Genomic DNA, 24552 nt, shown 5'->3' with positions numbered 1-24552 from the left:
AACAGGATGTTGGTCACGAAGGCATTGCCATACGACGTGGCGCACTTAGCCTTAGTTCTCCACCTGTTTCTGCATCGCTGCGCTAGCTTCGAAACATGAAAGTTCGTTGAAACGGAAATCAGCAGTATTAATGGATAGCTTCTATTCTTCAAAATTTTCTTTTGTAAAAGGCAATTCCATCACCGGTTTTCGGTATGTGAATGCCTTTTTCTTATCTATCATAATATTAACCTCTACATTTTTCATTTTCATCTGCAATAAGAATGACGAACAGGCATATGATAAAAAATAGGTAGGTGTTGAGAAAAATGGAGAATAAAGAAGAAGCAAAACAATTTGTCGTTTCGCAGGAAAACTGGTCTTTGCATCGAAAAGGTCACCAAGACCAACAGCGACATATGGAGAAAGTGAAGGAAGCGATTCAAAACAACTTGCCCGATTTGATCAGTGAAGAAAATATCATTATGTCTAATGGACGAGAAGTCATTAAAATCCCGATTCGCTCACTAGATGAATATAAAATAAGGTACAACTATGATTCATCAAAGCACGTTGGGCAAGGTGATGGGGATAGCCAAGTAGGAGATGTTATCGCAAAAGGTTCAGGAGATGAACAAGGAAAAGCAGGGCAAGGTAAACAGGCCGGTGATCAGGCAGGTCAAGACTATTATGAAGCTGAGATATCTATTGCAGAAATAGAACAGGAGCTTTTCAACCAAATGGAGTTGCCCAATTTAGAAGAAAAGGAACAGTCAGAAATTACAACGGAACATATTACATTCAACGATATACGGAAAAAAGGTCTAATGGGCAATATTGATAAAAAGCGAACTATCATGACTGCTATTAAACGAAATGCAATGAAGGGAAAGGCAGGAATAATGCCTATCCACCAAGATGACTTGCGTTTTAAAACATGGGATGAAGTAGTAAAACCAGAATCGAAGGCAGTTGTGTTAGCAATGATGGATACCAGTGGATCAATGGGGAACTTTGAAAAGTATTGTGCTAGAAGCTTTTTTTTCTGGATGGCAAGGTTTTTACGCTCTCAATATGAAACGGTAGAAATTGAATTTATCGCTCATCACACTGAAGCAAAAGTTGTAACAGAAGAAGAGTTTTTTTCAAAAGGGGAAAGTGGAGGTACGATTTGTTCCTCGGCATACATGAAAGCGCTAGAGCTTATTAAAGAAAAATATAATCCTACTCGTTATAATATTTATCCTGTGCATTTTTCTGATGGCGAGAATATGACTAGTGATAACGTCAAATGTATTCAACTTGTAAATGAATTAATGGATGTTTCGAGTATTTTTGGCTACGGCGAAGTAAATGCTCATAGCAGATATTCTACTTTAATGAACACTTATAAAAAAATTGAAAATCCAAAGTTTAGATATTATGTATTGAAAGAAAACCAAGACGTATATGAAGCACTGAAGAGTATTTTTCAAAAGGGAGCCAAGTAATGGAGAGAAAACTACAACATGCCATTGCGGAAATTACCGAAATCGCCACGGGATTCGGCCTCGACACGTATCCAATGAGGTATGAGATTTGCCCCGCAGATATCATTTATACATTCGGTGCGTACGGTATGCCCACACGTTTTGCTCATTGGAGTTTTGGAAAACAGTTCCATAAGATGAAAATGCAATATGATTTTGGACTCAGTCAAATTTATGAATTGGTGATTAATTCAGATCCTTGCTATGCGTTTTTATTGGACACAAATAGTCTCATCCAAAATAAGCTTATTATTGCGCATGTACTCGCTCATTGTGACTTTTTCAAACATAATGTTCGTTTCTCTAATACTCGCAGAGATATGGTGGAGAGTATGACGGCAACCGCTGAACGCATTGCGGCCTATGAGAGGTTGTATGGAAAAGATGAGGTGGAGAGTTTTTTAGATGCAGTATTAGCAATTCAAGAGCATATTGACCCGTCTATTATGAGACCCAAACTGCCCGTTTATGAGGATGAGGAAGAAGTTGAAGGGGTAAGAAGAACTGATTATGATGATTTGTGGAGATTGGATCATCGAGAAGAAAAAACAAAATTGATTCTTCCTTATCGAAAAAAGTTTCCTCCGAAACCAGAAAAGGACCTACTCCTATTCATAGAGGAATATAGCAGTGAGTTAGAAGAGTGGCAACGAGATATTTTAACAATGATGCGAGAGGAAATGCTCTACTTTTGGCCACAATTAGAGACCAAGATTATGAACGAAGGCTGGGCATCGTATTGGCACCAACGTATATTAAGGGAAATGGATTTAACGAGTGATGAAACAATTGAATTTGCCAAGTTAAATGCCAATGTAGTGCAGCCTTCTAAAACTGGCATCAATCCATATTATTTGGGTGTGAAAATTTTCGAAGATATAGAAAAGAGATATAATAATCCGACGAATGAAATGAAAGATTTAGGTATTGAAGCTAATTCGGGTAGAGAGAAAATGTTTGAAGTAAGAGAAATAGAATCAGACATATCTTTTATTCGAAATTACTTAACGAAGGACTTAGTGAAACAGGAAGATTTATATTTGTTTGAAAAGAAGAATGGTAACTATGAAATAACAGATAAGGACTATGAAAATGTCCGCGATCAGCTTGTGTCAATGCGAGTGAATGGAAGCTTCCCTTATATTGTAGTAGAAAATGGAGATTATATGAGACTTGGAGAGTTGTATTTACATCATGGTTATGAAGGAACGGAACTAGATCCTCATTATTTGGAAAATGTTCTACCATATATCCATCAATTATGGGGGAGAACAATCCACATGGAAACTGTCGTAGAAGGAAAAAAGGTTTTATATACATTTGACGGTAAAAAGGTTTCGAAAATGAATCTGTAAGATTAAAACGAGATTCTCCATATAGAGAATCTTGTTTTTTATGAGACAAGAAATTATATGATTTATGTACTTTGAAGCTAATGGATATAATGTTTTAGAGAATAAAACGATACCGGGCGTGTCTTGTACCCGGTTTTTCTTTATTTGCAATCGCTTTTGAATTAGAAATGGGATTATCCAATGTTAGTAGAAGAAAGTAGATTTTCTTTTGTACTAGTGAAAATATAGAAAAGAAGTAAATGTTTATTAAATAAAGAAGCGAATAGCGAACGAAATTGCATCTTCGGGCCCACACGATGTGGGTCAGGCAGTCGTTGCGAAATGTTTCTTTATTTTGCGACGAGCTTTGAGCAGGAGCACCAAGATGTCGCGTACTTAGACTGTCATCCCCTCTATGAATAGGAAAGTAGCTTTTCTCTAGTTATCCAAAAATGCATTTACCTGTTTCTAAGAGTTGTAGCAGGGCGACGGACAGGCAAACACCATAAGATTACCAATATCCCTAAAAATTCCCTCGGTAATCATATAGTAAAATGTCTGTCCAAAGCCCTTCGGAAACGATAGAAACAGGTTTTGACCTTAAAGGACCGGGCATCTTTTTTGTCTGGTTTTTCTTAGTTTATTTTAAGCTGTCGTTCAAAATGCTGTCCTCTAAAACAGAAAACTTATCTCCGTATACTTTTGTAATATGCTCTTCTCCCCATGAACAAAGGGCGCTGAGTATACTTTCAAGACTTGTACCATATTCGCTCAATTCATATTCTACTTTTGGCGGGACTTGGTTATAGACAATCCTATTAATAACACCATCTCCCTCTAACTCTCTAAGTTGCTGCGTTAACATTTTTTGGGTTATGTCAGGCATAAGCCGCTTTAATTCACTCGTTCGCTTTTTTCCATGGGTTAAATGGCATAATATGACGCATTTCCACTTGCCGCCAATGACCTCTAGTGTAGCTTCCACAGATATATTATATTTTTTTGGTTTCATACTATTTCTCCTTTAATAGGAACTAAAAAGTACCTATAGAACTTTATAGTGCCTATATTACTAAAAAGTGCGTACTTTTCTTTTAGATCTCTATGAATCATAATAACATTTGCCGGTAGATTTACAATATATTTTGGTCCAGCGGAATTTATTTATCCCGCATTCGAGAAAGGTTGAGAAATAATGACTTTAGATAAAAAGAGAAGTATGTTTGCATTACTAGCATTGGCAGTAAGTGCATTTGCAATAGGAACGACTGAATTTGTCAGTGTCGGGCTATTGCCACTAATATCTAAAGACTTGGATATATCTTTGACAACAGCGGGACTGACGGTTTCGTTATATGCGCTCGGTGTAACAGTAGGTGCACCAGTTTTAACATCACTTACTTCAAGGATGCCACGCAAATCCTTACTACTTTGGATAATGATTGTGTTCATTATTGGGAACGGAATAGCTGCTAGTGCAACAAGTGTAACAGTGCTTTTAATTGCACGGGTCATTTCTGCATTTTCACATGGTGTTTTTATGTCCATCGGTTCAACGATAGCTGCTGATTTAGTACCTGAAAACAAAAGAGCTAGCGCGATATCTATTATGTTTACAGGGTTAACAGTCGCAACCATTACAGGTGTTCCTTTTGGTACTTTCCTTGGACAACAGTTAGGTTGGCGTTTTGCCTTTGTAGCAATTGTCGTGATAGGCATCATTGGATTTATAGCAAACAGCATACTTATCCCATCAGATTTAAGAAAAGGCACACGGACTTCGCTACAGGATCAAGTAAAGCTTGTAACAAATAGTAGATTATTATTAGTCTTCGTAATTACCGCACTTGGTTATGGGGGAACATTTGTCGTGTTCACGTATTTATCTCCATTGCTTCAGTCAGTAACAGGATTTAAACAAGGGACAATCGCAATAATATTACTTGTTTATGGGATTGCAATTGCAATTGGGAACATGATTGGTGGAAAGCTTTCCAATAAAAACCCGATTGGCTCACTCTTTTATATGTTTATTATTCAAGCGATTGTACTGCTGCTATTAACATTTACAGCTCCTTTTAAAGTTGTAGGATTAATAACAATCATTTTAATGGGAGTCTTTGCATTTATGAACGTTCCAGGCCTGCAAGTATATGTCGTTATGTTAGCTGAGCGCTATGTTCCAAGTGCGGTTGACGTTGCTTCAGCTATGAATATAGCGGCTTTTAACGCTGGAATTGCGATTGGGTCTTATTTAGGAGGAATTGTCACTGATTCTATCGGCCTCATCCACACTGCTTGGATTGGATCGATAATGGTTATGCTTGCAGCAATATTAACCGGCATTAGTAGAAAATTGGAGAGAAAAGACCAACACAATAATTAACAGATGGAGGAACTAAAATGAAAAATTTACAATCTATAAAAACATTACACAATGGTGTAGAAATGCCATTATTAGGGCTTGGAGTATTTAGAGTAGAGGATGGACAAGAGTTAATAGATGCAGTGAAAACTGCTATTAAGCATGGATATCGTAGCATCGATACAGCAGCGATTTATGGAAATGAAGTAGGGGTAGGACAAGGAATCCAAAAAGGTATAGAAGAAGGAAATATTGCAAGGGAGAATCTTTTTATTACTTCAAAAGTATGGAATTCTGAATTAGGGTATGAGGAAACAATTGCAGCCTATGAAGAAAGCTTGGCTAAACTTGGACTAGAATATTTAGATTTATACTTGATTCATTGGCCGGTGGAAGGGAAGTATAAGGAAGCTTGGAAAGCTCTAGAAACACTGTACAAAGAGGGGCGTGTGAAAGCAATTGGTGTAAGTAATTTTCAAATCCATCACCTGGAGGAGTTAATGAAGGACGCTGATATCAATCCGATGATAAACCAAGTGGAATATCATCCGCGTTTGACACAAAAAGAATTACAAAAATTCTGTAGTGAGCATAATATACAATTAGAGGCATGGTCACCATTAATGGCAGGACAGTTACTCGAAAATGAAGAACTTCAAAAAATAGCATCTAAGTATGGAAAATCTGTGGCACAAATTATCGTACGCTGGGATATTCAAAACGATGTTATTACAATTCCAAAGTCTACAAAAGAACATCGCATTATAGAAAATGCAAGTGTGTTTGATTTTGAATTAACAAAAGAGGACATGAATCAAATTAATCTTTTAAATAAAAATCATCGTGTTGGACCAGATCCAGATAACTTTGATTTTTAATTTAATAATAAATCTAAGCGCATATAATAAAAACGAGATTCTACCATAATAGAATCTCGTTTTTTGTATATATAATTGTTTAGTTAAATATCTTGTGATTCTTCAGGTTGAACTTGCGATTTAGAGTCATTTACTTGCGATTCAGTACGTGGATCTTGCGATTCAAAGCCCCTAATTTGCGATTCACAACCAATTCAGCTCTTATCAATAACCACCGCCACCGTAACCACCATCAACAAAAGCAGCACCAACAATAATAAGCAAAATAAACAACACAACAATCAGTGTAAAACCAGAACCGTATCCATAAGATCCACCAACATTTTCATTTCCAGACATACTAATCATCCCTTTCCTAGTGATATTATTAGAGTATTAATAAATTTAAATAATATCAGGGCTTCAAGGTAAAAAATGTATTCAGCAATATAGTGTAATCCCAAAAGTACTACTGATATTGGATAAAATTGCTTTAAATATGTATTCCAATACACTAATAATCATTACTTGTTCTGCACTAAGAGTACTTAAATGTAAAAGAGGTTGGGACAGAACCCCAAAACAGCATTTTTCTCTGTGAGAAAAATGCTGTTTTTTTGCTGTGCACAAAATTGATTTCCATTCCAGGGACGCTTTCCACGGGCGTGGCCTGAGCCTGTAGGTTTTTATTAAAATTATCAGTTACCTAACAGTAATAGCTGTTAATTTCCCAATTAAGAACCTACAAAATCCCCACCATCTACATGAATCGTTTGGCCAGTCATATAACTGGAATCAGTGGAAGCTAAAAATACATAGGCCGGAGCATTTTCTGCTGGCTGTCCACGACGACCAATTGGTGTATCAGCTCCATGTTGTTTCACTTTTTCTTTATCAAATGTAGCAGGGATAAGTGGAGTCCAAATAGGTCCAGGCGCCACCGCATTTACCCTGATTCCTTTCTCGATTAAGTTCAATGCCAACGAACGAGTAAAGGATGTTATAGCCCCTTTAGTTGCAGAGTAATCGATTAGGCCAGGTGAACCGTTATAAGCTGTGATGGAAGAAGTATTGATGATTGTATCGCCTTTCTTCATATGAGGAAGTGCTGCTTGAGATAAATAAAACATAGAAAAAATATTTGTAGAGAAAGTTTCCTGTAATTGATCTGGGGTAATTGCTAGAAAATCATCCGTTGGAAATTGTTTTCCAGCATTATTAACTAACACATTCAGCTGTCCAAATTCCTGAATCACCTGCTCTACTGCTTGTTGACAATTTTCATCATCACTTAAATCAGTCTTGATTGTTAATGCTTTTCCGCCATATTTTTCTATTAATTTTGCTGTCTTATCCGCATCTTGTTGTTCATTTTCATCTAAGTATACAATCGCTACATTTGCACCTTCTTTAGCAAATGCGATAGAAACCGCACGTCCTATTCCACTATCCCCACCAGTAACTAAAGCAACCTTATCCGTTAGTTTACCGGATCCTTTATAATTTTGGTCATCGAATATAGGCTCTGGGGTCATTTCCTCTTCAATCCCAGGTTGGTGCTGCTGTGTTTGACCTGGAACTTCTTTGTCAATTTTTTCGTATTTATCTGCCATTATGAATTCCTCCTTTAACTTGGTTGTTACATTTATTCCCCTCTATCAATAAAACAAACGTATAACTAATGATTTGTCCGAATAGTTCATTACGTTTTTAAAAAATTGGAAGCGGGTATATATTAGGAGAATATACTTATGAAAAGAAAAGAGAGAGAATATGAAACCAATAATAGGAATCACAACAGAAGTTCTAGAGGATGGCTGTTATTTTATGCCACCAGTTTATGCAAATGCCATTATACAAGCAGGTGGAATTCCTATATTAATCCCTTTAGTACCAGAGGAAGACATAGATGAATTGAGTAAAAGGTTAGACGGACTTTTTGTTACAGGAGGGGAGGATATTGACCCGAGTTATTACAATGAAGTTCCTCATGTGCACTTAAAGCAAATTACACCCCAACTAGATGAAATGGAATATAAACTTATTCAAAAAATGCTGGATTTAGATAAACCTTATATTGGGGTATGTCGAGGTTTACATATGTTAAATATTGTACAGGGTGGATCACTTTATCAATCCATTCACTCGCAGCGAGAAGAACCGGTTATGCAACATTTACAAAAGGCAATTCGAACGCATAGATCGCATCCAGTAAAACTGAAAAAGGGTAATCGACTTTATGACATACTGCAGGAGGAAGAATTTAAAGTAAACTCGTTTCATCACCAAGCGGTCAATGAAGTTGGCAGAGGTTTGGAAATAATTGCAAAAGCAGCGGATGGAATTATTGAGTGTTTAGAAAGTAAGGACCATAGTTTCGTATTTGGCTTTCAATGGCACCCGGAAGAATTTGCTATTGATGGAGACGAACCTTCAAAACGTATTTTTAAAGCCTATATAGATGCAGCTTTAGAGCGCAAGAATAAATAATATCAATACTTTGCCTCCTGGAATGATAAAATTAATTGATAATTCGTAAATATGAGGAGGCAAAGAATATGACTGAAAGTATTTCTTTAGTGGGAGCGTTTAAACAAACGCAGTATCAAATAGCTGGAAATGGCAAAAGAAATATACAAGTTCTAAAAGAAGCATTTGAGCAGATAGATGGACAGCAAGAAAGTGATATATACGGAAATGGGAAGGTCATTGAGGAATTTCAAGAAAAGATGGCCGCCTATTTAGGGAAGGAGTCTGCCGTATTCTTTCCAAGTGGCACAATGGCTCAACAAATAGCCTTACGAATTTGGTGCGACGAAAAAGAGGTTAAGAAAGTCGCGTACCATCCACTAAGTCATCTAGAAATTCATGAAGAAGATGGTTTAAAGGAAATACATCATATCGATACAGTTTTACTGGGTGATGAAGCAGGCGTAATAGGATTAGAGGATGTCCTGAATTTAGATCAAAAAATAGCCTGTCTATTATTAGAGTTGCCTCAGCGAGAAATTGGTGGACAGCTCCCTGACTACAAAACTATTATAGAAATCTCCGAATATTGCAAAGCAAACGGGATTCGATTGCATTTAGACGGAGCAAGACTTTTTGAAATTCTTCCGCATTATCAGAAATCTGCAGCAGAAGTTTGTGGTCTTTTTGATAGTGTGTATATTTCGTTTTATAAAGGAATTGGAGGATTAGCCGGAGCTATTCTTGCAGGGGGCAAAGAGTTTACACAACAATCGAAAGTCTGGAAGCGTCGCCATGGTGGAGATTTAATAAGTCTGTATCCGTACATCATAAGCGCCAATTACTATTTTGATAAGAGAATATCAAAAATGGAGCAATACTACGAAAATGCAATAGAATTAGCAGCACTATTTAATTCATGTCCTTTCATCCAAACTAAACCAGCTGTTCCCGTATCTAACATGTTTCATGTGCATATAACTCAACCAAAAGCACAGTTAGAAGCGATACTTGAAGAAATTTACTACAAAACCGGTATAGGTTTAACTAGCTATCTTAAAGAAACTAACCAATCTAGCTTCAGTTTTGAGGTGAGTGTCGGAGATCAATACAATTCCATACCAAAAGATAAATTACAGGAAGTATTTCAATTACTTCAAGTTAAGCTTAAGTAACCAATGAATAAAACCTAATAATTTACACAAATTATTCTTCATGGAGGTGAAATTTCATGTCGAAGAAAAACAATAACAACAAGAGTAACTCATTAGATCGTGAAGAATTTGGTTTTGGATATGATGTAAGTCCGGACGATTTAGATGTATTTGTACAAAACAATGCCAGTCAGAAAAAGAAAAATAATGAAATCAAGGAAAAATCTAATTCTAATAATAAAGGAAAATAATACTGACAACATAACAATAATTAATATACCCGTTCACAAGACAATTATCGTTTTGGAATGGGTTTTTTTAGTGTGCTCAAAATTCAATACTAGACTAAAAATAAATTGTAGTTCTATTTCTTCCTTTTATTTCTTACAGTGTAACAACAGCTAGAAAAAAAGGGGGATATTCATTTGTTAATAGATGGTGTTTTTTCTGGGGGTGGACTAAAGGGATTTGCGCTTGTAGGCGCCTATCAAGTGTTAGAGGAGAAGGGATATCGATTCAAGCGTGTAGCAGGTACTAGTGCAGGAGCCATCCTAGCTAGCTTTATTGCGGCTGGTTTTACTAGTAAAGAAATAGAAGAGTTATTGAACGAACTAGATACATTAACCCTTTTAGATCCTCGAAAGACAATTCTACCACTCCCATTAATGAAATGGATAAACCTATATTGGAGGCTAGGATTATACCAAGGGAAGGCTCTCGAAAACTGGTTTTTAGAAAAGCTTGCCTTAAAGGGCGTATATACATTTTCAGACATCGAGCCAGGTTCGCTGAAATTAGTCGCTTCAGACCTTACAAACGGTAAAATGATGGTACTTCCTGATGACTTAGAAAGGTACGGAATATCCCCTGCTAGTTTTCCAATTGCCCGCGCTCTACGAATGAGCTGTGGAATTCCATTTTTCTTTGAACCTGTCAAATTAAAGGTTACCTCCTCTGATACGATTATTGTAGACGGTGGAGTGCTAAGTAATTTTCCTATGTGGATTTTTGACAATGGAAACAAAGAGAGACCGATAGTAGGCTTAAAGCTAAGTAGCAAATCGGAAGAGATGGAACCTCGCAAAATAAAAAACGGCTTAAGCTTATTTGAAGCTTTGTTTTCCACCATGAAAAATGCTCATGACGAAAGATATATTTCAAGGAAAATTGAAAAGAACATAATTTTTATACCTGTGGAGGATTATGGAGCAACTCAGTTTGATTTGAGCGATGAAATGAAGCAAGATCTGCTAGAAAAAGGTCGAAGTCGTGCCATTCAATTTTTGAAAACCTGGTAAGTAGAATGTTTAATATGACCAGACAAAGGAATAATAAGAAAGAGGATACACTAAAAGGAGAGGACTATTTATGGCAAAGACTGCAAAAGAAGAAGCACTAAAAATCTTAGATAAAAATATGGTTGGTACGATGGCAACGGTTCAGCACAATAAACCACATTCTCGATATATGACTTTCTTTAACGATAACTTTACGTTGTATACTGTAACTAGTAAGAAAACGCATAAGGCAGAAGAGTTAAAGCTTAATCCAAATACCCATATTTTATTAGGCTATGATGGACATGGATTTGGCGACAGTTTTTTGGAAATTGAAGGGACAGTCATTGAATCAGATGATGAGGGTATGAAAGAAAAGGTTTGGAACAAGGCACTAAAAGGATGGTTCGATGGCCCAGAGGATCCTGACCTCTTAATCTTAAAAGTTACTCCCACAAAAATACGGTTAATGAATACAAAAGGAGAAGAGCCTCAAGTTATAGAACTTTAAAGCTCCTTTTTCTATTTTGGGGAGACCTTTCTGAAGTTAAGTTAGGTCTCTTTTGTTGTTGATTTAAAAAAAGAGGTCGTTATAGGAGTCACGCCCACCAAAATTTGTTTAGCTTATTAAATTGTTAGAACTATCTTTGCTTAATCTCTCCACAATTCTTCTCTTTCGATAAAGCATCATTCCCGCTTCTGCTATATCGTTAATCGCGGAACGATTAATAAAAGCACCAAAAACTAGACCTGCAATAGGAACCATTTGAAATAGCTTTTTCCACCCAAACTGATCTCTGTAGGATAATACCACTTCACGCCAGCCTTGAATCTCCGATAAAACCTCCCGCTTTGTTTCTTCGTCTTGCTTATCAAACTTAGATAGTTGTGACAGTATCGCCTTTTTTCCGACAATATCTGATGAAATAAATTGAAGGGATTTAATAATAAATAATCGTTCCTTTTTATCATTCGGATCATAACCATAACAAATGGCAATATCCTGTAACGTTTTCAGCTGTAAGCCTAATAGGAAAGGGATATCAATAGATAAAGTAAAGATACCTCCAATACCTGTCCCAGCCCCCTGTAGGGTAGCTAAATTTTTTCTGTTTTTCGCTATTCCTTCCACGGCCTTGTCCATTGTTGAAATAGGCAATCCGTTGACGTCTTCCATATTTTCAATTCCCATATTTGGATAATAGGTTTTGATCTTCAATGTCGAACTTAGATAGCTGCCACCTGTTTGGACATACTGACCAAGCTCATCAATTAACGATCCCATTTTTGTTTGGATAAATTTTGGAGTCCATTTATCCATAAGTTTAAAAGGTAAACGACCAAGTTTTTCCCAAAACCATAGGTCACCCTGATCCTTCTCCCAAGCCTCTACTTTTATTAACTCAGACTGTAACCAATCTTGTGAATCTAACATCACTAAATCACCTCTTTTTACTAATACGTCCATCCATCAAAATAGTTTCATTACAAGATATTCTCATGTTTAAAATACATATTTTTCGAAAGGCGTGGCAAACTAAGGAAATCTTTATGTAGGAGAGTGGTTCTTGTGAAAATAGGGAAGTTAGTGCGTGCCACTTTAGGTGGATCATCCCAAAAGAAATCAACAAAAATAGAATACGAAGAACCAATGCAAGAACCAACGCAAGAACAAAAGGACCAAGTTACAGAAAGACTGGAAAATATTAAAAAACAGACATCTGAGATAGACGATATTATATTTAAAAAAATTGCTACAGATGAAGGTGTAGTTACTGTTATATATTCTAATTCATTAGTGGAAAAGATGACGATGCAAACGATGGTTTTCATTCCTCTCACAAACTATATCAATCAAATACACCAGGTTTCAGATTCTATTGAGGATAAGGATATACAAGGGATAACTACAAGGGTTATCTCTGGACATACCGTTTTGTTTTTTCACAATACCTTTCAATTACTTAGTATTGATACATACAGCGCACCAACCCGTTCTATCACAAATACAGAGGTAGAATCTACCGTAATAGGCCCGCAGGATGCTTTTACAGAATCGTTAGAAACGAATATCTCTTTAGTAAAGAGACGTATTAAAAGTCCGATGCTGAAAAATGAAACATTTACAATAGGAACTGAAACGGATACAAAAATTTCCGTAGTTTATATGGATGGCATTGTAAACAAAGATAACCTAGAAGTTTTGAAAGATAGAATTGATAAGTTAGATCACCCGGCCTATACAGATGTCACGATTCTCAAACAATTGATAGAGGATAATCCTCTATCTCCTTTTCCACAGTACTATTTAACGGTGCGTCCAGATACGGTAAGTGGCTATTTGCATGATGGAAGAATTGTCGTTTTTATGGAAAATAGTTCTGCTGTAATGATCTGTCCAGTCACTTTTATGGAAATGTTCATGTCTGTAGAGGATTATTATAATCGCTGGACAACGGCTTCCTTACTAAGAATGCTTCGATTTTTTGGGTTCTTTTTAACAATCACAATCACTCCATTGTACGTATCAGCTTTGACATTTCATCCAGAAATTCTCCCTTATGAGCTTCTACTAAACCTACAGGAATCTAGAGCTAAGGTACCGTTTCCACCCCTATTTGAAGTGTTATTTATCGAACTCATTATTGAAGTACTAAGGGAAGCAGGGTCTCGAATGCCGGCTAAAGTAGGGCAAACAATAGGTATCGTAGGGGGTATTGTAATTGGAACTGCAGCTGTTGAGGCGGGACTGATTAGTAATATCTTGGTTGTACTTGTTGCTACTTCAGCATTACTTTCCTTTTTACCACCTATCTTCTTAGTTAGTAATACTAGCAGGTTTGTACGATATATTTTCATTATTTCAGCCGGATTGTTTGGCTTGTTTGGGCAAATGATTGCTTTTACTTGGTTAATGGTCCATCTTTTAAGAATTGACTCCCTAGGAAAGCCTTATATGAGTCCTGTTATTCCTAGAAAGGCAACGGATTTATTGAATGGCATCATTAGATTTCCGACTAAGTATTTGACTAAGAAATCGGGGATTTCCAAATCGCCCAAGAAATAATATTTTAAACGGAGGAGGGAGAACTTGAGTCAAAAGAACTTAAAAGTCCTAGGAGTATACCACGTAATTTTTTTAGTGCAAAATACAATGGTTGGAACTGGGCTTCTCTCCGCTCCTCAAAGATTAAGTGTTCTAGGCTATAGTCAGGTGCTTATGCCAATCTATTTTGGAATCATAGCAACTATAACCTTATGGCCCATGGTATGGATTTGTTCTCAGTATAAAGGGGATAACTTGTTTCGTATCAATGAAATACTGTTAGGGAAGTGGATGGGGAAGGGGATTAATGTCTTAATAGTTCTCCATTTTACTTTGTTGATTGCTGCTGTAATTAGTAACTATATGAATCTGATACAAACTACTGCGTTACCTGAACAAACTACTACTGTAACCATTCTATTAGTGCTTCTACTTCTTACTTATATTGTTAACGGTGGTATTAAAACAATTGCACGTTTCTGCACGTTAACCTTTTTTTTAGCTATGCCGATGGTGTACTTTTTAAGGTGGGGCATTGAAAAAGGTGATCTAAGTCATATATTTCCTTTGTTTAATTTTACTTCAAAGGAGTTTTTCAAAGCTATGCAGCAAGGTTATTTATCAATTCTTGGATATGAATTAATTATGTTTTATTTTCCATATATAATTGATCAAAAAAAGGCATTTAAACATGCCATGATTGGGATATGGATTACAATTTCCTTAGTATTTATTACAACAGTGGTGAGTGTGATGTACTACTCAGAATGGCAGTTAGAGCATGTTGAATTTTCGGTACTGCACCTATTTAAAGCTGGTGAGTTCTCTTTTGTAGAACGAATCGATATCATGGGTATTACGTTTTGGGTTTCTTTAATACTAACGACGGCAGCGGTATACTTGTGGAGCGCAAGAAAGGGATTGGATTCCATTAGATCCAAAAAAAATAAATACCATGTATATTTTATTGCAGCGGCAACATTTGGGGTTATAATGCTTCCCATTAACCGTGAATTTCAACAGAAGCTTTTTGATGCAAGTATTTATATAGAATATATAGTAATCATATGGCCAATTTTTTTATGCCTAATACATTTAGTTCGAAAAAAGCAGGTGAGATCAAAATGAAGAAGAGTATCATACTACTCGTTTTAACGATATTGTTAACCGGTTGCTCCGATAAAGAGCTGAAAGTGCCTTTAGAGGATATTGGAATGGTTAGTACACTCTCATTTGACTATATTGATGAAGAAATGATGAAATTAACTGTTGCAATTCCACAATTTTCACCAGAGGCTAAAGAGAATACGCAACTCTTCTCGGTAACTACAGATATGATTTCTAAAGGGATTGTTGAGATCGAAATGCAATCGGACAAAAAAATTGTCTTAAATCAGCTAAGGGTAGTGCTTTTCAATGAGGAATTTGCAAAGCATGGAAGAATGAGGAAAGTGATACGACATTTATATCGGGATTCATCAGTTGGCAATAAGGTACTTATTGCTATTGTAAAGGAAAATGGTGAAGAAATGTTAAAAGCTGATTACCCAGACAAACCAAATGTCAATTTATATATTAATGATCTATTACAGCCTAGTATTAATACTGCTTTCAATCCAAATACGAATATTCATGACTTTATATATACCCAAACTAGTACAGTCCATGATTCTATTGTTCCGATAGTTGATAAAAAAGATGGGATAATTAAAATCGAAGAGGTTGCCTTATTTAAGGGGAAAGAAATGTTAGAAAGTATACCCCATAACGAAGCACTTATAATACAAGCACTCCAGGGGAGAAAAAACCTTGCACCGTTAGCTTTAGACCTAGGAGATGGAGAAGAAGATAAGCTTGTGTTGGATTTAATCAGTAATAAGGTAAAGATGAAAAGTAATAAAAGTATGGAAGCACCAAAGTTATCTATTACTTTAAAAATGGAAGGAACTCTTGTAGATTATGTAGGATATAGAGTTGGTGAACTAGAAAGTATGGAAAAATTATCCGAATTGGAAGAGGATATAGACAAGCATACCTCCAAGCAGGTCGAAGAATTTCTAGATAAGTTAAAAGAATTAGAAGTAGACCCCATTGGTTTAGCGGAAGAATTCCGGAAACATTATCATGGTAAATGGGATAAAGAGAAAACTAATGATATTATTAGCAAACTACAGGTAGACGTTCACGTAGAAACTTCTATTATTAGTACAGGTAATCTAAAGTAAATTCGTTACTTCAGTAATTATGACAACCAATCAAGTTCAATTTTGGCGTGAATAAAGAAGACATGATAGCGTTTACATTTTGTTGAATACTAAATGTAAACGCTTTAATATGATAGACAACAAGAAACTTAAATAAATTAAGTAAGGGAGGATGACGAAAATGAGTACAGAACAACAAGAACAATCGGCGTTCAAGGTTAAAGTACAACGTTTTGGTAGCTTTTTAAGTGGCATGATTATGCCGAATATCGGTGCGTTTATCGCATGGGGTCTCATTACAGCTTTATTTATACCAACTGGATGGTTCCCTCATGCAGAATTTGCGGAGCTAGTCGATCCGATGATCAATTATTTACTGCCAATTTTAATAGGTTTTACTGGAGGTCGTCTCGTTCACGGAATACGAGGTGGAGTAGTCGGTGCAACTGTAACAATGGGAGTAATTGTTGGAGCAGATATCCCAATGTTCCTTGGTGCGATGATAGTAGGTCCACTAGGTGGATGGGCTATCAAGCAATTTGATAAGCTAGTTGAAGGTAAAATTAGAGCTGGTTTTGAAATGCTCGTAAATAACTTTTCAGCAGGTATTATCGGTGGTGGTTTAACACTATTTGCATACAAACTAATAGGACCAGCAGTCAACGCATTGACGGATTTCCTTGCAGCTGGGGTTCAATTTATATTTGATGCAAATCTATTACCACTTGCAAGTATTTTCATAGAGCCAGCTAAAGTATTATTCTTAAATAATGCTATTAATCATGGGATATTAGGACCATTGGGAATTGAGCAGGCTGCAGACGCAGGTAAGTCCATGCTATTCTTATTAGAGTCAAACCCAGGTCCTGGTCTTGGTATTTTACTTGCATTCATGTTCTTTGGAAAAGGAGCGGCTAAACAAACTGCACCTGGAGCAGTCATTATTCATTTCCTAGGTGGGATTCATGAAATTTACTTCCCTTATATTTTGATGAAGCCATTTTTACTTGTAGCAGCCATTGCCGGTGGAGCATCTGGTATCTTCACACTTCAATTATTCAACGCTGGTTTAGTGGCAGCACCATCACCAGGAAGTATATTCTCAATATTAGCATTAACTCCGAAAGGAAGTCATTTAGGAGTTATATTAGCCGTAGTAGTTGCAACTGCAGTATCCTTCTTGATCGCTTCTATTATTCTTAAAACATCTAAAGATGTAGCGGAGGACGATTTACTAAAAGCAACAGAAAAAACTTCTTCACTTAAAGGGAAAGAAAGTAGAGCTTCTGAATTTATAAAACCAACGGCAACAGCTGGATCTATTCAAGAGACTTCCCTTGCAAATGTACAGCATGTTATATTCGCTTGTGACGCGGGGATGGGATCAAGTGCTATGGGAGCTTCTATTCTAAGAAACAAAATGAAAAAAGAGGGTCTTGATGTATCTGTAACAAATACAGCTATAAGCAATCTTCCAGCAGATGCAGAAGTAATTATTACTCATAAGGATTTAACGAGCCGTGCGAAGGATAAATCGCCAAATGCACATCATATTTCTGTAGAGAATTTCTTAAATAGCCCGAAATATGATGAGCTAATTGAGCAACTAAAAAAATAAAGACACATCCGAAACTCGGCCTATTTTATAGGCTGAGTTTTGCCAATGATTTTGGATTGTTAGAAATGAGGTGTTGATTATATTTATTTCGAGCAGAGAAAAGATGATTATTGAAGCATTAATAGTAGAGCAGGAAGAAATAACGATTAAAGAATTATCTAAAAAAATCGATGTGAGTTCACGAACTATCCAGCGAGATTTAAATAATGTCCAAAGTATTTTAGATTCCTATCAGCTCGAACTGATTAGAAAATCAGGAGTCGGTGTACAAATCATAGGGAACGAACAAAGAAAGCAAGAATTAGTTCATCAGCTTAAAAAGTTCACGCAGAGGGAATACACGTTGGAAGAAAGGTTAACATTAATCCTATGTATCTTGTATGAAGCTGCTGATCCGGTCAAGCTCTATTCCCTTTCCAAGGATCTAGGAGTCTCCATTTCAACCGTCAGTGCAGATTTGATGAAATTAGAGGAGCAACTACAGCCTGTCCAGCTTTCTATTTTGAAAAAAAGAGGGTATGGTGTAGAACTATCAGGGACGGAAAATGCAAAACGTAGAGCTATAAGCTATGCATTATCTAAAACCTTGAAGGAAGAAGGATTGTTCTCCTTAATAAAAGAAAAGATTCATCAAAAATCGAGCAATTATGAGGATCCAATTTCTGAAAGATTAATGCATCTTGTTGATAGAGAAAAGTTAGGAATGATTGAAGAAGCAATGAAGGATCTATATCCGGATTTCTCTTTGTCGATGACAGATAGTGCTTACGTTGGGTTAATCGTTCATCTTGCTTTGGCTATTGAACGAATTTTGCAGGGAGAAAACATTACTATTGATGAAGCATATTTAAAACAAATTTCGCTTGAACCAGAATATCCTATTGCAAAAAAAATTATTAATATGCTCATGGACCGTTTCGAGGTGGATATCCCAGAAGCAGAGGTAGGATATATAACGATGCATCTTCAAGGAGCTAAACTTCGTCAACAAGAAGGGGTATTAGTTGAGGCTTCCAATTTAGAATTATATAGACAGGCGAAGAGATTAATTCGAGAGATGGAGAAGCAAACTGGCTTCCACCTATCAGACAATGAATCCCTTCTTGAAGGACTCGTTACTCATTTAAAGCCTGCTATCTATCGTATTGAGCAAAATATGGGTATAGTGAACCCCTTACTAGAGGAAATTCAAACGAATTATGCGGATTTGTTTGACCAAGTAAAGGCTGCTGCTAGAAAAGTCTTTCCAAAGCTACTAGTCCCAAACGAAGAAATTGGATATTTGGTTATGCATTTTGGATCTGCCTTAATTGGGGTATTAGGTAAGGGAGACCTAAAGGCTTATATTATTTGTTCCAGTGGAATTGGAACTTCTAAATTACTGGCATCACGGCTACTAAGGGAAATTCAAGAGATTTCGGAAGTAGCTAATATTTCCGTATTTGAACTAAATAAGCTGGCCGACACTATTACGGATAGAGATCTCATTATATCCACAATTTACCTGCAGGATTTTCACAGAGAGTACATTATGGTGAACCCTTTTTTAACTACAGAAGAGATTAACCAAGTTCAATTATATGCAAGAAGGAAAATGCTTGTACAAAAAGCTCATCCATCAGTTAAGGAAAGTCATCCAACTGTAGACATATTAACGGAAAAAATAGAAAAGCTACATTATTACTCAGGGGTAATGCTAAGGATATTGACCAATTTCCGACTTTCGTTGCTAAAACAGCAATCTACAGTCAAGCAATACATACAAGAGTTTTGTGCGTTGCTGGAGGATAGTCAAATCATTGAAGAAAAGGAACTGGTTGTAGAAGCATTGCTGGAGAGAGAAAAGAGTGGTGGTATTGGTATTCCAGGAACAAAACTTGCGCTATATCATACTCGTAACGAATATGTTCAAAAACCTTCGTTCACTATTCACAAGCTCGAACACACTATTTGGATAAAAGGCATGGATGGAAGTGACGTAGAAGTGGACACACTACTTGTATTACTTTCACCTGAATCACTCTCAACAGCAGGTTTAGAAGTACTAAGTTTGATCAGTACATTAGTAATTCAAAATGAACAAAGTATACAATTATTTGAAACAGGAGATGAATCTCAAATCCATTCATTTTTAGCAGAAGCATTTGAAGCATTTATCCCGCATTAACTGGGCAGTAGGACTCCCTCTTCAAGGCTTGGTCCAAGAAACAAAGTATAAGTGGGAGAGATGGCAACCTACTTATTGAAGTTCACCTTATTAGAGAAAATATAAAATAACGGAGGCGTTTTACAATGGCATTACCAATTTTAGCAGAAGAAAATATTTTACTAAGTCAACAATTAGCAACAAAGGAAGAAGCAATTCGTTTAGCAGGTCAGATTTTAGTGGACCAAGGTTATGTGGAGTCTGGCTATATAGAAAAAATGTTAGAACGAGAAGAGATGACATCAACGTATATGGGGAACTTTGTTGCAATTCCACATGGTACAGATGATGCAAAAAAAGAAGTGAAGGAAACAGGTATCGCTATTATTCAAGTTCCAGACGGTGTAGATTTTGGAGATGGCAATATAGTAAAACTTATTTTTGGAATTGCTGGTAAAGGTAATGATCACTTAGATATCCTATCTAATATTGCAATTACTGTTTCAGAAGTAGAGAATGTAGAAAAGATAGTTAAAGCAACTTCACCAAAGGATATTCTTTCCTTTTTTGAAGGAGTGAACTAATATGAATGCTGTTCATTTTGGAGCAGGAAATATAGGTAGGGGATTTATCGGTTTATTATTGCACAAGTCAGGATATAGAACCTGTTTTGTAGATGTGAATGCAGAAATCGTTAATTTATTGAATGAGAAAAAACAGTACACTGTAAAGCTTGCTGAGGCATCTCGCAAAGAGCTACTCGTAGAAAATGTTCATGCGATTAACAGTTTAAAAAATCCCGAGCTTGTCATTGATGAGGTAGCGAATGCAGATATTGTAACTGCTGCAGTGGGACCAAATATACTTCCGTTAATAGCAGGATTAATAGCGAAGGGATTGAAAAAACGACTAACACAATCTAAAAAGGCTTTAACAATTATTGCATGCGAAAATATGATTGGTGGCAGTACCTTTTTAAAAGAAAAAGTATATGAAGAGTTAACGAATGACGAAAAGGTCCAGTTCGAAACGTATTTTAGCTTTCCAAATGCAGCAGTAGACCGAATTGTCCCAAACCAAACAAATGTCGATAAATTAGAGGTAACAGTTGAGCCATTTTACGAGTGGGTCGTGGATGAGTCAGAGATAAAAGGAACCAATCCCCCAGTTCAAGGAGTTACATTTGTTCAGGACTTGGAGCCGTTTATTGAACGTAAATTGTTCACAGTTAATACAGGGCATGCTGTTGTTGCTTATTTTGGTTATTTAGCCGGAATTCGTAATATGCATGAGGCTCTTGAGAAAACGGAAATAAGAGAAATGATTGAGCAAGTGCTGAAGGAGACTAGCAGATATTTGACTGCAACTTACTCGTTTGATGAAAAAGCACATGCTGAATACGTACAAAAAATCATAAATCGTTTTGCTAACCCATATATATCAGATGATACAACTCGAGTAGGGCGTTCACCGATGCGTAAACTCAAAAATAATGATCGACTTGTCCGCCCTGCAACCAAATATGTAGAAATGTTTAGGGAGAATCCTTTATACTTAGCTAGAGGGATAGCAGCAGCTTTACACTATGACTTTATAGAGGATCCAGAAGCAAATGAAATACAAGCTATGATTGAACAAAAAGGAATACAGTTTGCAATTGAAAGAACGACTGGTATTAAGCCAGGTACAGAATTATTTGAAATGATTCAAAAGCAGTATGAGGAAATGGCATTAAAGAAAATAAAATAAAACCAATTTAAGGGAGTAGATTATTATGACAAATCATACGTATACAGTTGTAGCAGAATCAGGAATTCACGCAAGACCAGCAACGGGGCTTGTTCAAACCGCTTCAAAGTTTGTTTCAGATGTTTTCATGGAGTATAAAGGAAAAAAAGTTAATCTAAAATCTATTCTTGGTGTTATGTCCCTAGGTGTAGGTCAAGGAGGAAGTATTTCCATATTCGCTGAAGGAACTGACCAACAAGAAGCATTGGAGGCCATTGAAAGTTTCCTTAAATCTGAGGGGATTATTGAGTCATGATAGAAAATTTAATAGGAATTGCTGCATCCAGTGGTATTGCCATTGGTAAAGCCTTTTTGATGATAGAACCGGATTTAACTGTTACTAAAAGTACAGTTTCTAATAAAGACGATGAGATTACTCGATTTCATGGGGCAGTAGATGCTGCTAAACTAGAGTTGCAAAAGATTCGTGACCGTGCTGAGATTGACTTAGGATCGGAAAACGCTGCGATTTTTGATGCACATTTGCTTGTCCTTGGTGACCCTGAATTATTGGGTTCAGTAGAAGGTAAAATAAACGAGGAAGCAGTAAATGCAGAGTTTGCTTTACAGGAAACTGCCGATACATTAATAGTGATGTTTGAACAACTTGATAATGAGTATATGCGTGAGCGTGCAGCTGATATTAGGGATGTAACGAAGAGAGTAATTGCAAAGCTCTTAGGAGTAGAAATTCCAAATATCGGGTCAATCAATGAAGAGGTTGTTATCATATCCAAAGATTTAGCACCTTCAGACACAGCTCAACTAAACAGAGCATTTGCTAAAGGATTTACAACAGATATGGGAGGCCGCACGTCCCATTCAGCTATTATGGCTCGCTCATTAGAGATCCCTGCTGTTGTTGGTACAAAAAAAGCTACATCTGCTATTAAACAAGGAGATTTGATCGTTGTGGACGGAGATAATGGTGAAGTACTTATAAATCCTCCAAACGATGTTATTGAGAGCTATGTAGCAAAAAGAAATGAACAAGAAGCTGAGAAGAAGGAGCTCTCATTGCTGAAAGATAAACAAACTATCACATTGGATGGTATACATGTGGAAGTAGCTGCAAACATCGGAACACCAAAAGACGTAGAAAGTGTACTTGAAAATGGTGGAGAAGGAGTCGGGCTTTATCGTACCGAGTTTTTGTATATGGAACGAGATTCCTTACCAACAGAGGAAGAACAGTTCCAAGCATATAAGCAAGTGCTTGAACAAATGGGTGATAAGCCCGTGGTTGTTCGAACATTGGATATTGGAGGGGACAAGCAACTCCCATATTTAAATCTTCCAGAAGAAATGAATCCATTTCTTGGTTTCCGAGCAATTCGTCTTTGCTTAGAGGAACAAACAATTTTCAGAACTCAACTTCGTGCTTTACTACGTGCAAGTAATTTCGGTAATCTTAAAATAATGTTCCCAATGATTGCGACTCTGGAGGAATTCAGAGAAGCAAAAAAACTATTACTAGAAGAAAAAGCTCAGCTTCAGCAGGAAGGTACATTAGTATCCGATCATATTGAAGTTGGTATTATGGTAGAAATTCCTTCGACAGCAATACTAGCTGATCAATTTGCCAAAGAAGTGGACTTTTTTAGTGTTGGAACAAATGATTTAATCCAATATACGATGGCTGCAGATAGAATGAACGAATCAGTTGCCTATTTATATCAGCCTTATCATCCAGCTATTTTACGATTAGTTAAAATGGTTATCGAAGCTGCGCATTCCCAAGGGAAATGGGCGGGTATGTGTGGGGAGATGGCAGGAGATTCAATTGCCATTCCATTATTGATTGGCTTGGGGTTAGATGAGTTCTCTATGAGTGCTCCTTCTATGCTAAAAGCTAGAAGCCAGATCAATCAGCTGACGCAAGTGGAGATGAAACAGCTTGCGGAAAAGGCGCTGTCTATGCAAACTTCCGAGCAAGTGAAGCAATATGTAAAAGAAACCCTAGAAGTTTAATAGATTAAAAGCTTCATGAATGCCCACTCAAGATGATCTGAGTGGGTTTATTCATGAGGCTTATTTTCTTTTTGCTTTCGGATTAGTTTTTTCAAGTTCTTCAAATTCCTTGGCAAATTCTTCTCGAATGTCACTTGGTTTGATTTTTAAATTTTTAGGCGTTTGAGGTAGTGAATCTTTGTTGTTACTTTTACCCTGCTTATTGTCTCTTCCCATACAAAATCTCTCCTTTCCATTATTCGATCCATCTTAATATGGCTAATTTCAGTTCATTTAAACAGGAGGAATTGGATTTTGCAGAAGATTAAGTGAGAAAGTAATTCTACATAACCATTTACTTGCTCTTGCAAGTGAGTTACGTTCATTTGGTTTTTACTTGCTCTCAAAGGTGATTTACTTGCAAAAAGAAAAATTAATCCATTAAAAATCAACACTTTTATATTTATCTACTACTTTGTAAATAAAAAACATAGAGAAATATTTTCCCTATGTAGTAAGCTCGTGTTATTAAAATGATACTAAGTTTCTGTTTTCTATAATATCTAACCCAGTATTATTACGTTTAAAAGATTAGACAATCGTTCCAAGGTAAAAACCAAAATCTACACCATAATGGATACGTAATAGGATGATAACGAATACTAGAATAGGACCCTGCCTAAAATATCAACTTCCAATAATAAAAGGTACAATTCTAAGGTCTAATTTAACCTCGTTATAGTAGCTGAATAGATGACATAGTAGTAAAGATAATATAAGATAAACCAAAATAAGTTTATGGGTAAGAATACCATGAGACTTTTTCGTAATCATAA

Annotated in this window: 23 protein-coding genes; 18 read left to right on the top strand and 5 right to left on the bottom strand. The window is 36.4% G+C overall.

Features of this window, described 5'->3' with window-relative positions; all coding sequences use genetic code 11:
* Positions 1–308 precede the first annotated feature (308 nt).
* Positions 309–1469 (top strand): sporulation protein YhbH, encoded by a 1161-nt coding sequence (gene yhbH / locus MKY37_RS07745; protein ID WP_340775612.1) that lies wholly within the window; start codon positions 309–311, stop codon positions 1467–1469.
* Entirely contained in the window at positions 1469–2863 is a 1395-nt protein-coding gene (locus MKY37_RS07740; RefSeq protein WP_340775609.1) for a SpoVR family protein, read from the top strand. The genes yhbH and MKY37_RS07740 overlap by 1 nt, the downstream gene beginning before the upstream one ends.
* Positions 2864–3482: 619 nt before the next feature.
* On the opposite strand, the gene MKY37_RS07735 is transcribed toward MKY37_RS07740, so the two are convergent.
* Complete coding sequence (locus MKY37_RS07735; RefSeq protein WP_340775606.1) at positions 3483–3854, bottom strand: winged helix-turn-helix transcriptional regulator; 372 nt, start codon at positions 3852–3854, stop codon at positions 3483–3485.
* Positions 3855–4037: 183 nt separating this feature from the next.
* Between MKY37_RS07735 and MKY37_RS07730 the strand changes: the two genes are divergently transcribed.
* On the top strand, positions 4038–5228 hold the full coding sequence (locus MKY37_RS07730; RefSeq protein ID WP_340775603.1) for an MFS transporter: 1191 nt from the start codon (positions 4038–4040) through the stop codon (positions 5226–5228).
* Positions 5229–5245: 17 nt separating this feature from the next.
* A complete protein-coding gene (locus MKY37_RS07725) occupies positions 5246–6085 on the top strand; it encodes an aldo/keto reductase (protein WP_340775601.1) in 840 nt (279 codons plus the stop codon).
* Between the two features lie 204 nt (positions 6086–6289).
* Here the strand turns inward: MKY37_RS07725 and MKY37_RS07720 are convergent, their stop codons facing one another.
* Together MKY37_RS07720 and MKY37_RS07715 are read right to left on the bottom strand one after the other, a co-directional pair.
* The gene (locus MKY37_RS07720; RefSeq protein ID WP_340779867.1) at positions 6290–6424 is read right to left on the bottom strand and encodes a YjcZ family sporulation protein; all 135 of its coding nucleotides are present in this window, start codon (positions 6422–6424) and stop codon (positions 6290–6292) included.
* A 374-nt stretch (positions 6425–6798) separates the two neighbouring features.
* Positions 6799–7677 (bottom strand): SDR family oxidoreductase, encoded by an 879-nt coding sequence (locus MKY37_RS07715; protein ID WP_445323025.1) that lies wholly within the window; start codon positions 7675–7677, stop codon positions 6799–6801.
* Between the two features lie 160 nt (positions 7678–7837).
* On the opposite strand from MKY37_RS07715, the gene MKY37_RS07710 reads away from it, so the two are divergent.
* The 5 genes from MKY37_RS07710 (at position 7838) to MKY37_RS07690 (ending at position 11475) form a co-directional block, all read left to right on the top strand.
* Positions 7838–8554, top strand: a complete 717-nt coding sequence (locus MKY37_RS07710) for a gamma-glutamyl-gamma-aminobutyrate hydrolase family protein (RefSeq protein WP_340775599.1) — start codon at positions 7838–7840, stop codon at positions 8552–8554.
* 68 nt (positions 8555–8622) lie between these two features.
* Positions 8623–9708 (top strand): threonine aldolase family protein, encoded by a 1086-nt coding sequence (locus tag MKY37_RS07705; RefSeq protein WP_340775596.1) that lies wholly within the window; start codon positions 8623–8625, stop codon positions 9706–9708.
* A gap of 56 nt (positions 9709–9764) precedes the next feature.
* Complete coding sequence (locus MKY37_RS07700) at positions 9765–9938, top strand: hypothetical protein (protein WP_340775593.1); 174 nt, start codon at positions 9765–9767, stop codon at positions 9936–9938.
* Between the two features lie 174 nt (positions 9939–10112).
* On the top strand, positions 10113–10985 hold the full coding sequence (locus tag MKY37_RS07695; RefSeq protein ID WP_340775590.1) for a patatin-like phospholipase family protein: 873 nt from the start codon (positions 10113–10115) through the stop codon (positions 10983–10985).
* Between the two features lie 70 nt (positions 10986–11055).
* Positions 11056–11475, top strand: coding sequence for a pyridoxamine 5'-phosphate oxidase family protein (locus tag MKY37_RS07690; protein WP_340775588.1), 420 nt, complete (start codon positions 11056–11058; stop codon positions 11473–11475).
* 108 nt (positions 11476–11583) lie between these two features.
* On the opposite strand, the gene MKY37_RS07685 is transcribed toward MKY37_RS07690, so the two are convergent.
* Positions 11584–12402, bottom strand: a complete 819-nt coding sequence (locus tag MKY37_RS07685) for an EcsC family protein (protein WP_340779865.1) — start codon at positions 12400–12402, stop codon at positions 11584–11586.
* 132 nt (positions 12403–12534) lie between these two features.
* Between MKY37_RS07685 and MKY37_RS07680 the strand changes: the two genes are divergently transcribed.
* The 9 genes from MKY37_RS07680 (at position 12535) to ptsP (ending at position 23737) form a co-directional block, all read left to right on the top strand.
* The gene (locus MKY37_RS07680) at positions 12535–14031 is read left to right on the top strand and encodes a spore germination protein (RefSeq protein WP_340775585.1); all 1497 of its coding nucleotides are present in this window, start codon (positions 12535–12537) and stop codon (positions 14029–14031) included.
* 24 nt (positions 14032–14055) lie between these two features.
* The gene (locus MKY37_RS07675) at positions 14056–15138 is read left to right on the top strand and encodes a GerAB/ArcD/ProY family transporter (RefSeq protein ID WP_340775583.1); all 1083 of its coding nucleotides are present in this window, start codon (positions 14056–14058) and stop codon (positions 15136–15138) included.
* A complete protein-coding gene (locus MKY37_RS07670) occupies positions 15135–16235 on the top strand; it encodes a Ger(x)C family spore germination protein (protein WP_340775581.1) in 1101 nt (366 codons plus the stop codon). Before MKY37_RS07675 ends, MKY37_RS07670 begins: the two co-directional genes overlap by 4 nt.
* Before the next feature lie 160 nt (positions 16236–16395).
* Positions 16396–17832, top strand: coding sequence for a PTS mannitol transporter subunit IICB (locus MKY37_RS07665; protein WP_340775578.1), 1437 nt, complete (start codon positions 16396–16398; stop codon positions 17830–17832).
* Positions 17833–17902: 70 nt separating this feature from the next.
* The gene (locus tag MKY37_RS07660; RefSeq protein ID WP_340775577.1) at positions 17903–19999 is read left to right on the top strand and encodes a BglG family transcription antiterminator; all 2097 of its coding nucleotides are present in this window, start codon (positions 17903–17905) and stop codon (positions 19997–19999) included.
* A 125-nt stretch (positions 20000–20124) separates the two neighbouring features.
* Entirely contained in the window at positions 20125–20562 is a 438-nt protein-coding gene (locus MKY37_RS07655; RefSeq protein WP_340775575.1) for a PTS sugar transporter subunit IIA, read from the top strand.
* 1 nt (position 20563) lies between these two features.
* Complete coding sequence (locus tag MKY37_RS07650; protein ID WP_340775572.1) at positions 20564–21727, top strand: mannitol-1-phosphate 5-dehydrogenase; 1164 nt, start codon at positions 20564–20566, stop codon at positions 21725–21727.
* Positions 21728–21752: 25 nt separating this feature from the next.
* Positions 21753–22022, top strand: a complete 270-nt coding sequence (locus MKY37_RS07645; RefSeq protein ID WP_340775569.1) for a phosphocarrier protein HPr — start codon at positions 21753–21755, stop codon at positions 22020–22022.
* Positions 22019–23737, top strand: a complete 1719-nt coding sequence (gene ptsP / locus MKY37_RS07640; RefSeq protein ID WP_340775566.1) for a phosphoenolpyruvate--protein phosphotransferase — start codon at positions 22019–22021, stop codon at positions 23735–23737. Before MKY37_RS07645 ends, ptsP begins: the two co-directional genes overlap by 4 nt.
* 60 nt (positions 23738–23797) lie before the next feature.
* Here ptsP and MKY37_RS07635 read toward each other — a convergent pair whose 3' ends face one another.
* Positions 23798–23953, bottom strand: a complete 156-nt coding sequence (locus MKY37_RS07635) for a YfhD family protein (protein WP_340775563.1) — start codon at positions 23951–23953, stop codon at positions 23798–23800.
* Between the last annotated feature and the right edge of the window lie 599 nt (positions 23954–24552).

This window comes from Psychrobacillus sp. FSL K6-2836 (assembly GCF_038003085.1).
In the GTDB taxonomy this organism is placed as follows: domain Bacteria; phylum Bacillota; class Bacilli; order Bacillales_A; family Planococcaceae; genus Psychrobacillus.
The sequence above is the reverse complement of the archived record's forward strand: the minus strand, read 5'-3'. Positions and strand labels throughout refer to the sequence as shown.

Coding starts and splice junctions, on each gene's coding strand:
- MKY37_RS07645 (WP_340775569.1), top strand. CDS start 21,753: ATGACAAATCATACGTATACAGTTGTAGCAGAATCAGGAATTCACGCA.
- MKY37_RS07720 (WP_340779867.1), bottom strand. CDS start 6,424: ATGTCTGGAAATGAAAATGTTGGTGGATCTTATGGATACGGTTCTGGT.
- MKY37_RS07650 (WP_340775572.1), top strand. CDS start 20,564: ATGAATGCTGTTCATTTTGGAGCAGGAAATATAGGTAGGGGATTTATC.
- MKY37_RS07725 (WP_340775601.1), top strand. CDS start 5,246: ATGAAAAATTTACAATCTATAAAAACATTACACAATGGTGTAGAAATG.
- MKY37_RS07690 (WP_340775588.1), top strand. CDS start 11,056: ATGGCAAAGACTGCAAAAGAAGAAGCACTAAAAATCTTAGATAAAAAT.
- MKY37_RS07655 (WP_340775575.1), top strand. CDS start 20,125: ATGGCATTACCAATTTTAGCAGAAGAAAATATTTTACTAAGTCAACAA.
- yhbH (WP_340775612.1), top strand. CDS start 309: ATGGAGAATAAAGAAGAAGCAAAACAATTTGTCGTTTCGCAGGAAAAC.
- MKY37_RS07710 (WP_340775599.1), top strand. CDS start 7,838: ATGAAACCAATAATAGGAATCACAACAGAAGTTCTAGAGGATGGCTGT.
- MKY37_RS07715 (WP_445323025.1), bottom strand. CDS start 7,677: ATGGCAGATAAATACGAAAAAATTGACAAAGAAGTTCCAGGTCAAACA.
- MKY37_RS07740 (WP_340775609.1), top strand. CDS start 1,469: ATGGAGAGAAAACTACAACATGCCATTGCGGAAATTACCGAAATCGCC.
- MKY37_RS07735 (WP_340775606.1), bottom strand. CDS start 3,854: ATGAAACCAAAAAAATATAATATATCTGTGGAAGCTACACTAGAGGTC.
- MKY37_RS07705 (WP_340775596.1), top strand. CDS start 8,623: ATGACTGAAAGTATTTCTTTAGTGGGAGCGTTTAAACAAACGCAGTAT.
- MKY37_RS07665 (WP_340775578.1), top strand. CDS start 16,396: ATGAGTACAGAACAACAAGAACAATCGGCGTTCAAGGTTAAAGTACAA.
- MKY37_RS07635 (WP_340775563.1), bottom strand. CDS start 23,953: ATGGGAAGAGACAATAAGCAGGGTAAAAGTAACAACAAAGATTCACTA.
- MKY37_RS07700 (WP_340775593.1), top strand. CDS start 9,765: ATGTCGAAGAAAAACAATAACAACAAGAGTAACTCATTAGATCGTGAA.
- MKY37_RS07730 (WP_340775603.1), top strand. CDS start 4,038: ATGACTTTAGATAAAAAGAGAAGTATGTTTGCATTACTAGCATTGGCA.
- MKY37_RS07670 (WP_340775581.1), top strand. CDS start 15,135: ATGAAGAAGAGTATCATACTACTCGTTTTAACGATATTGTTAACCGGT.
- ptsP (WP_340775566.1), top strand. CDS start 22,019: ATGATAGAAAATTTAATAGGAATTGCTGCATCCAGTGGTATTGCCATT.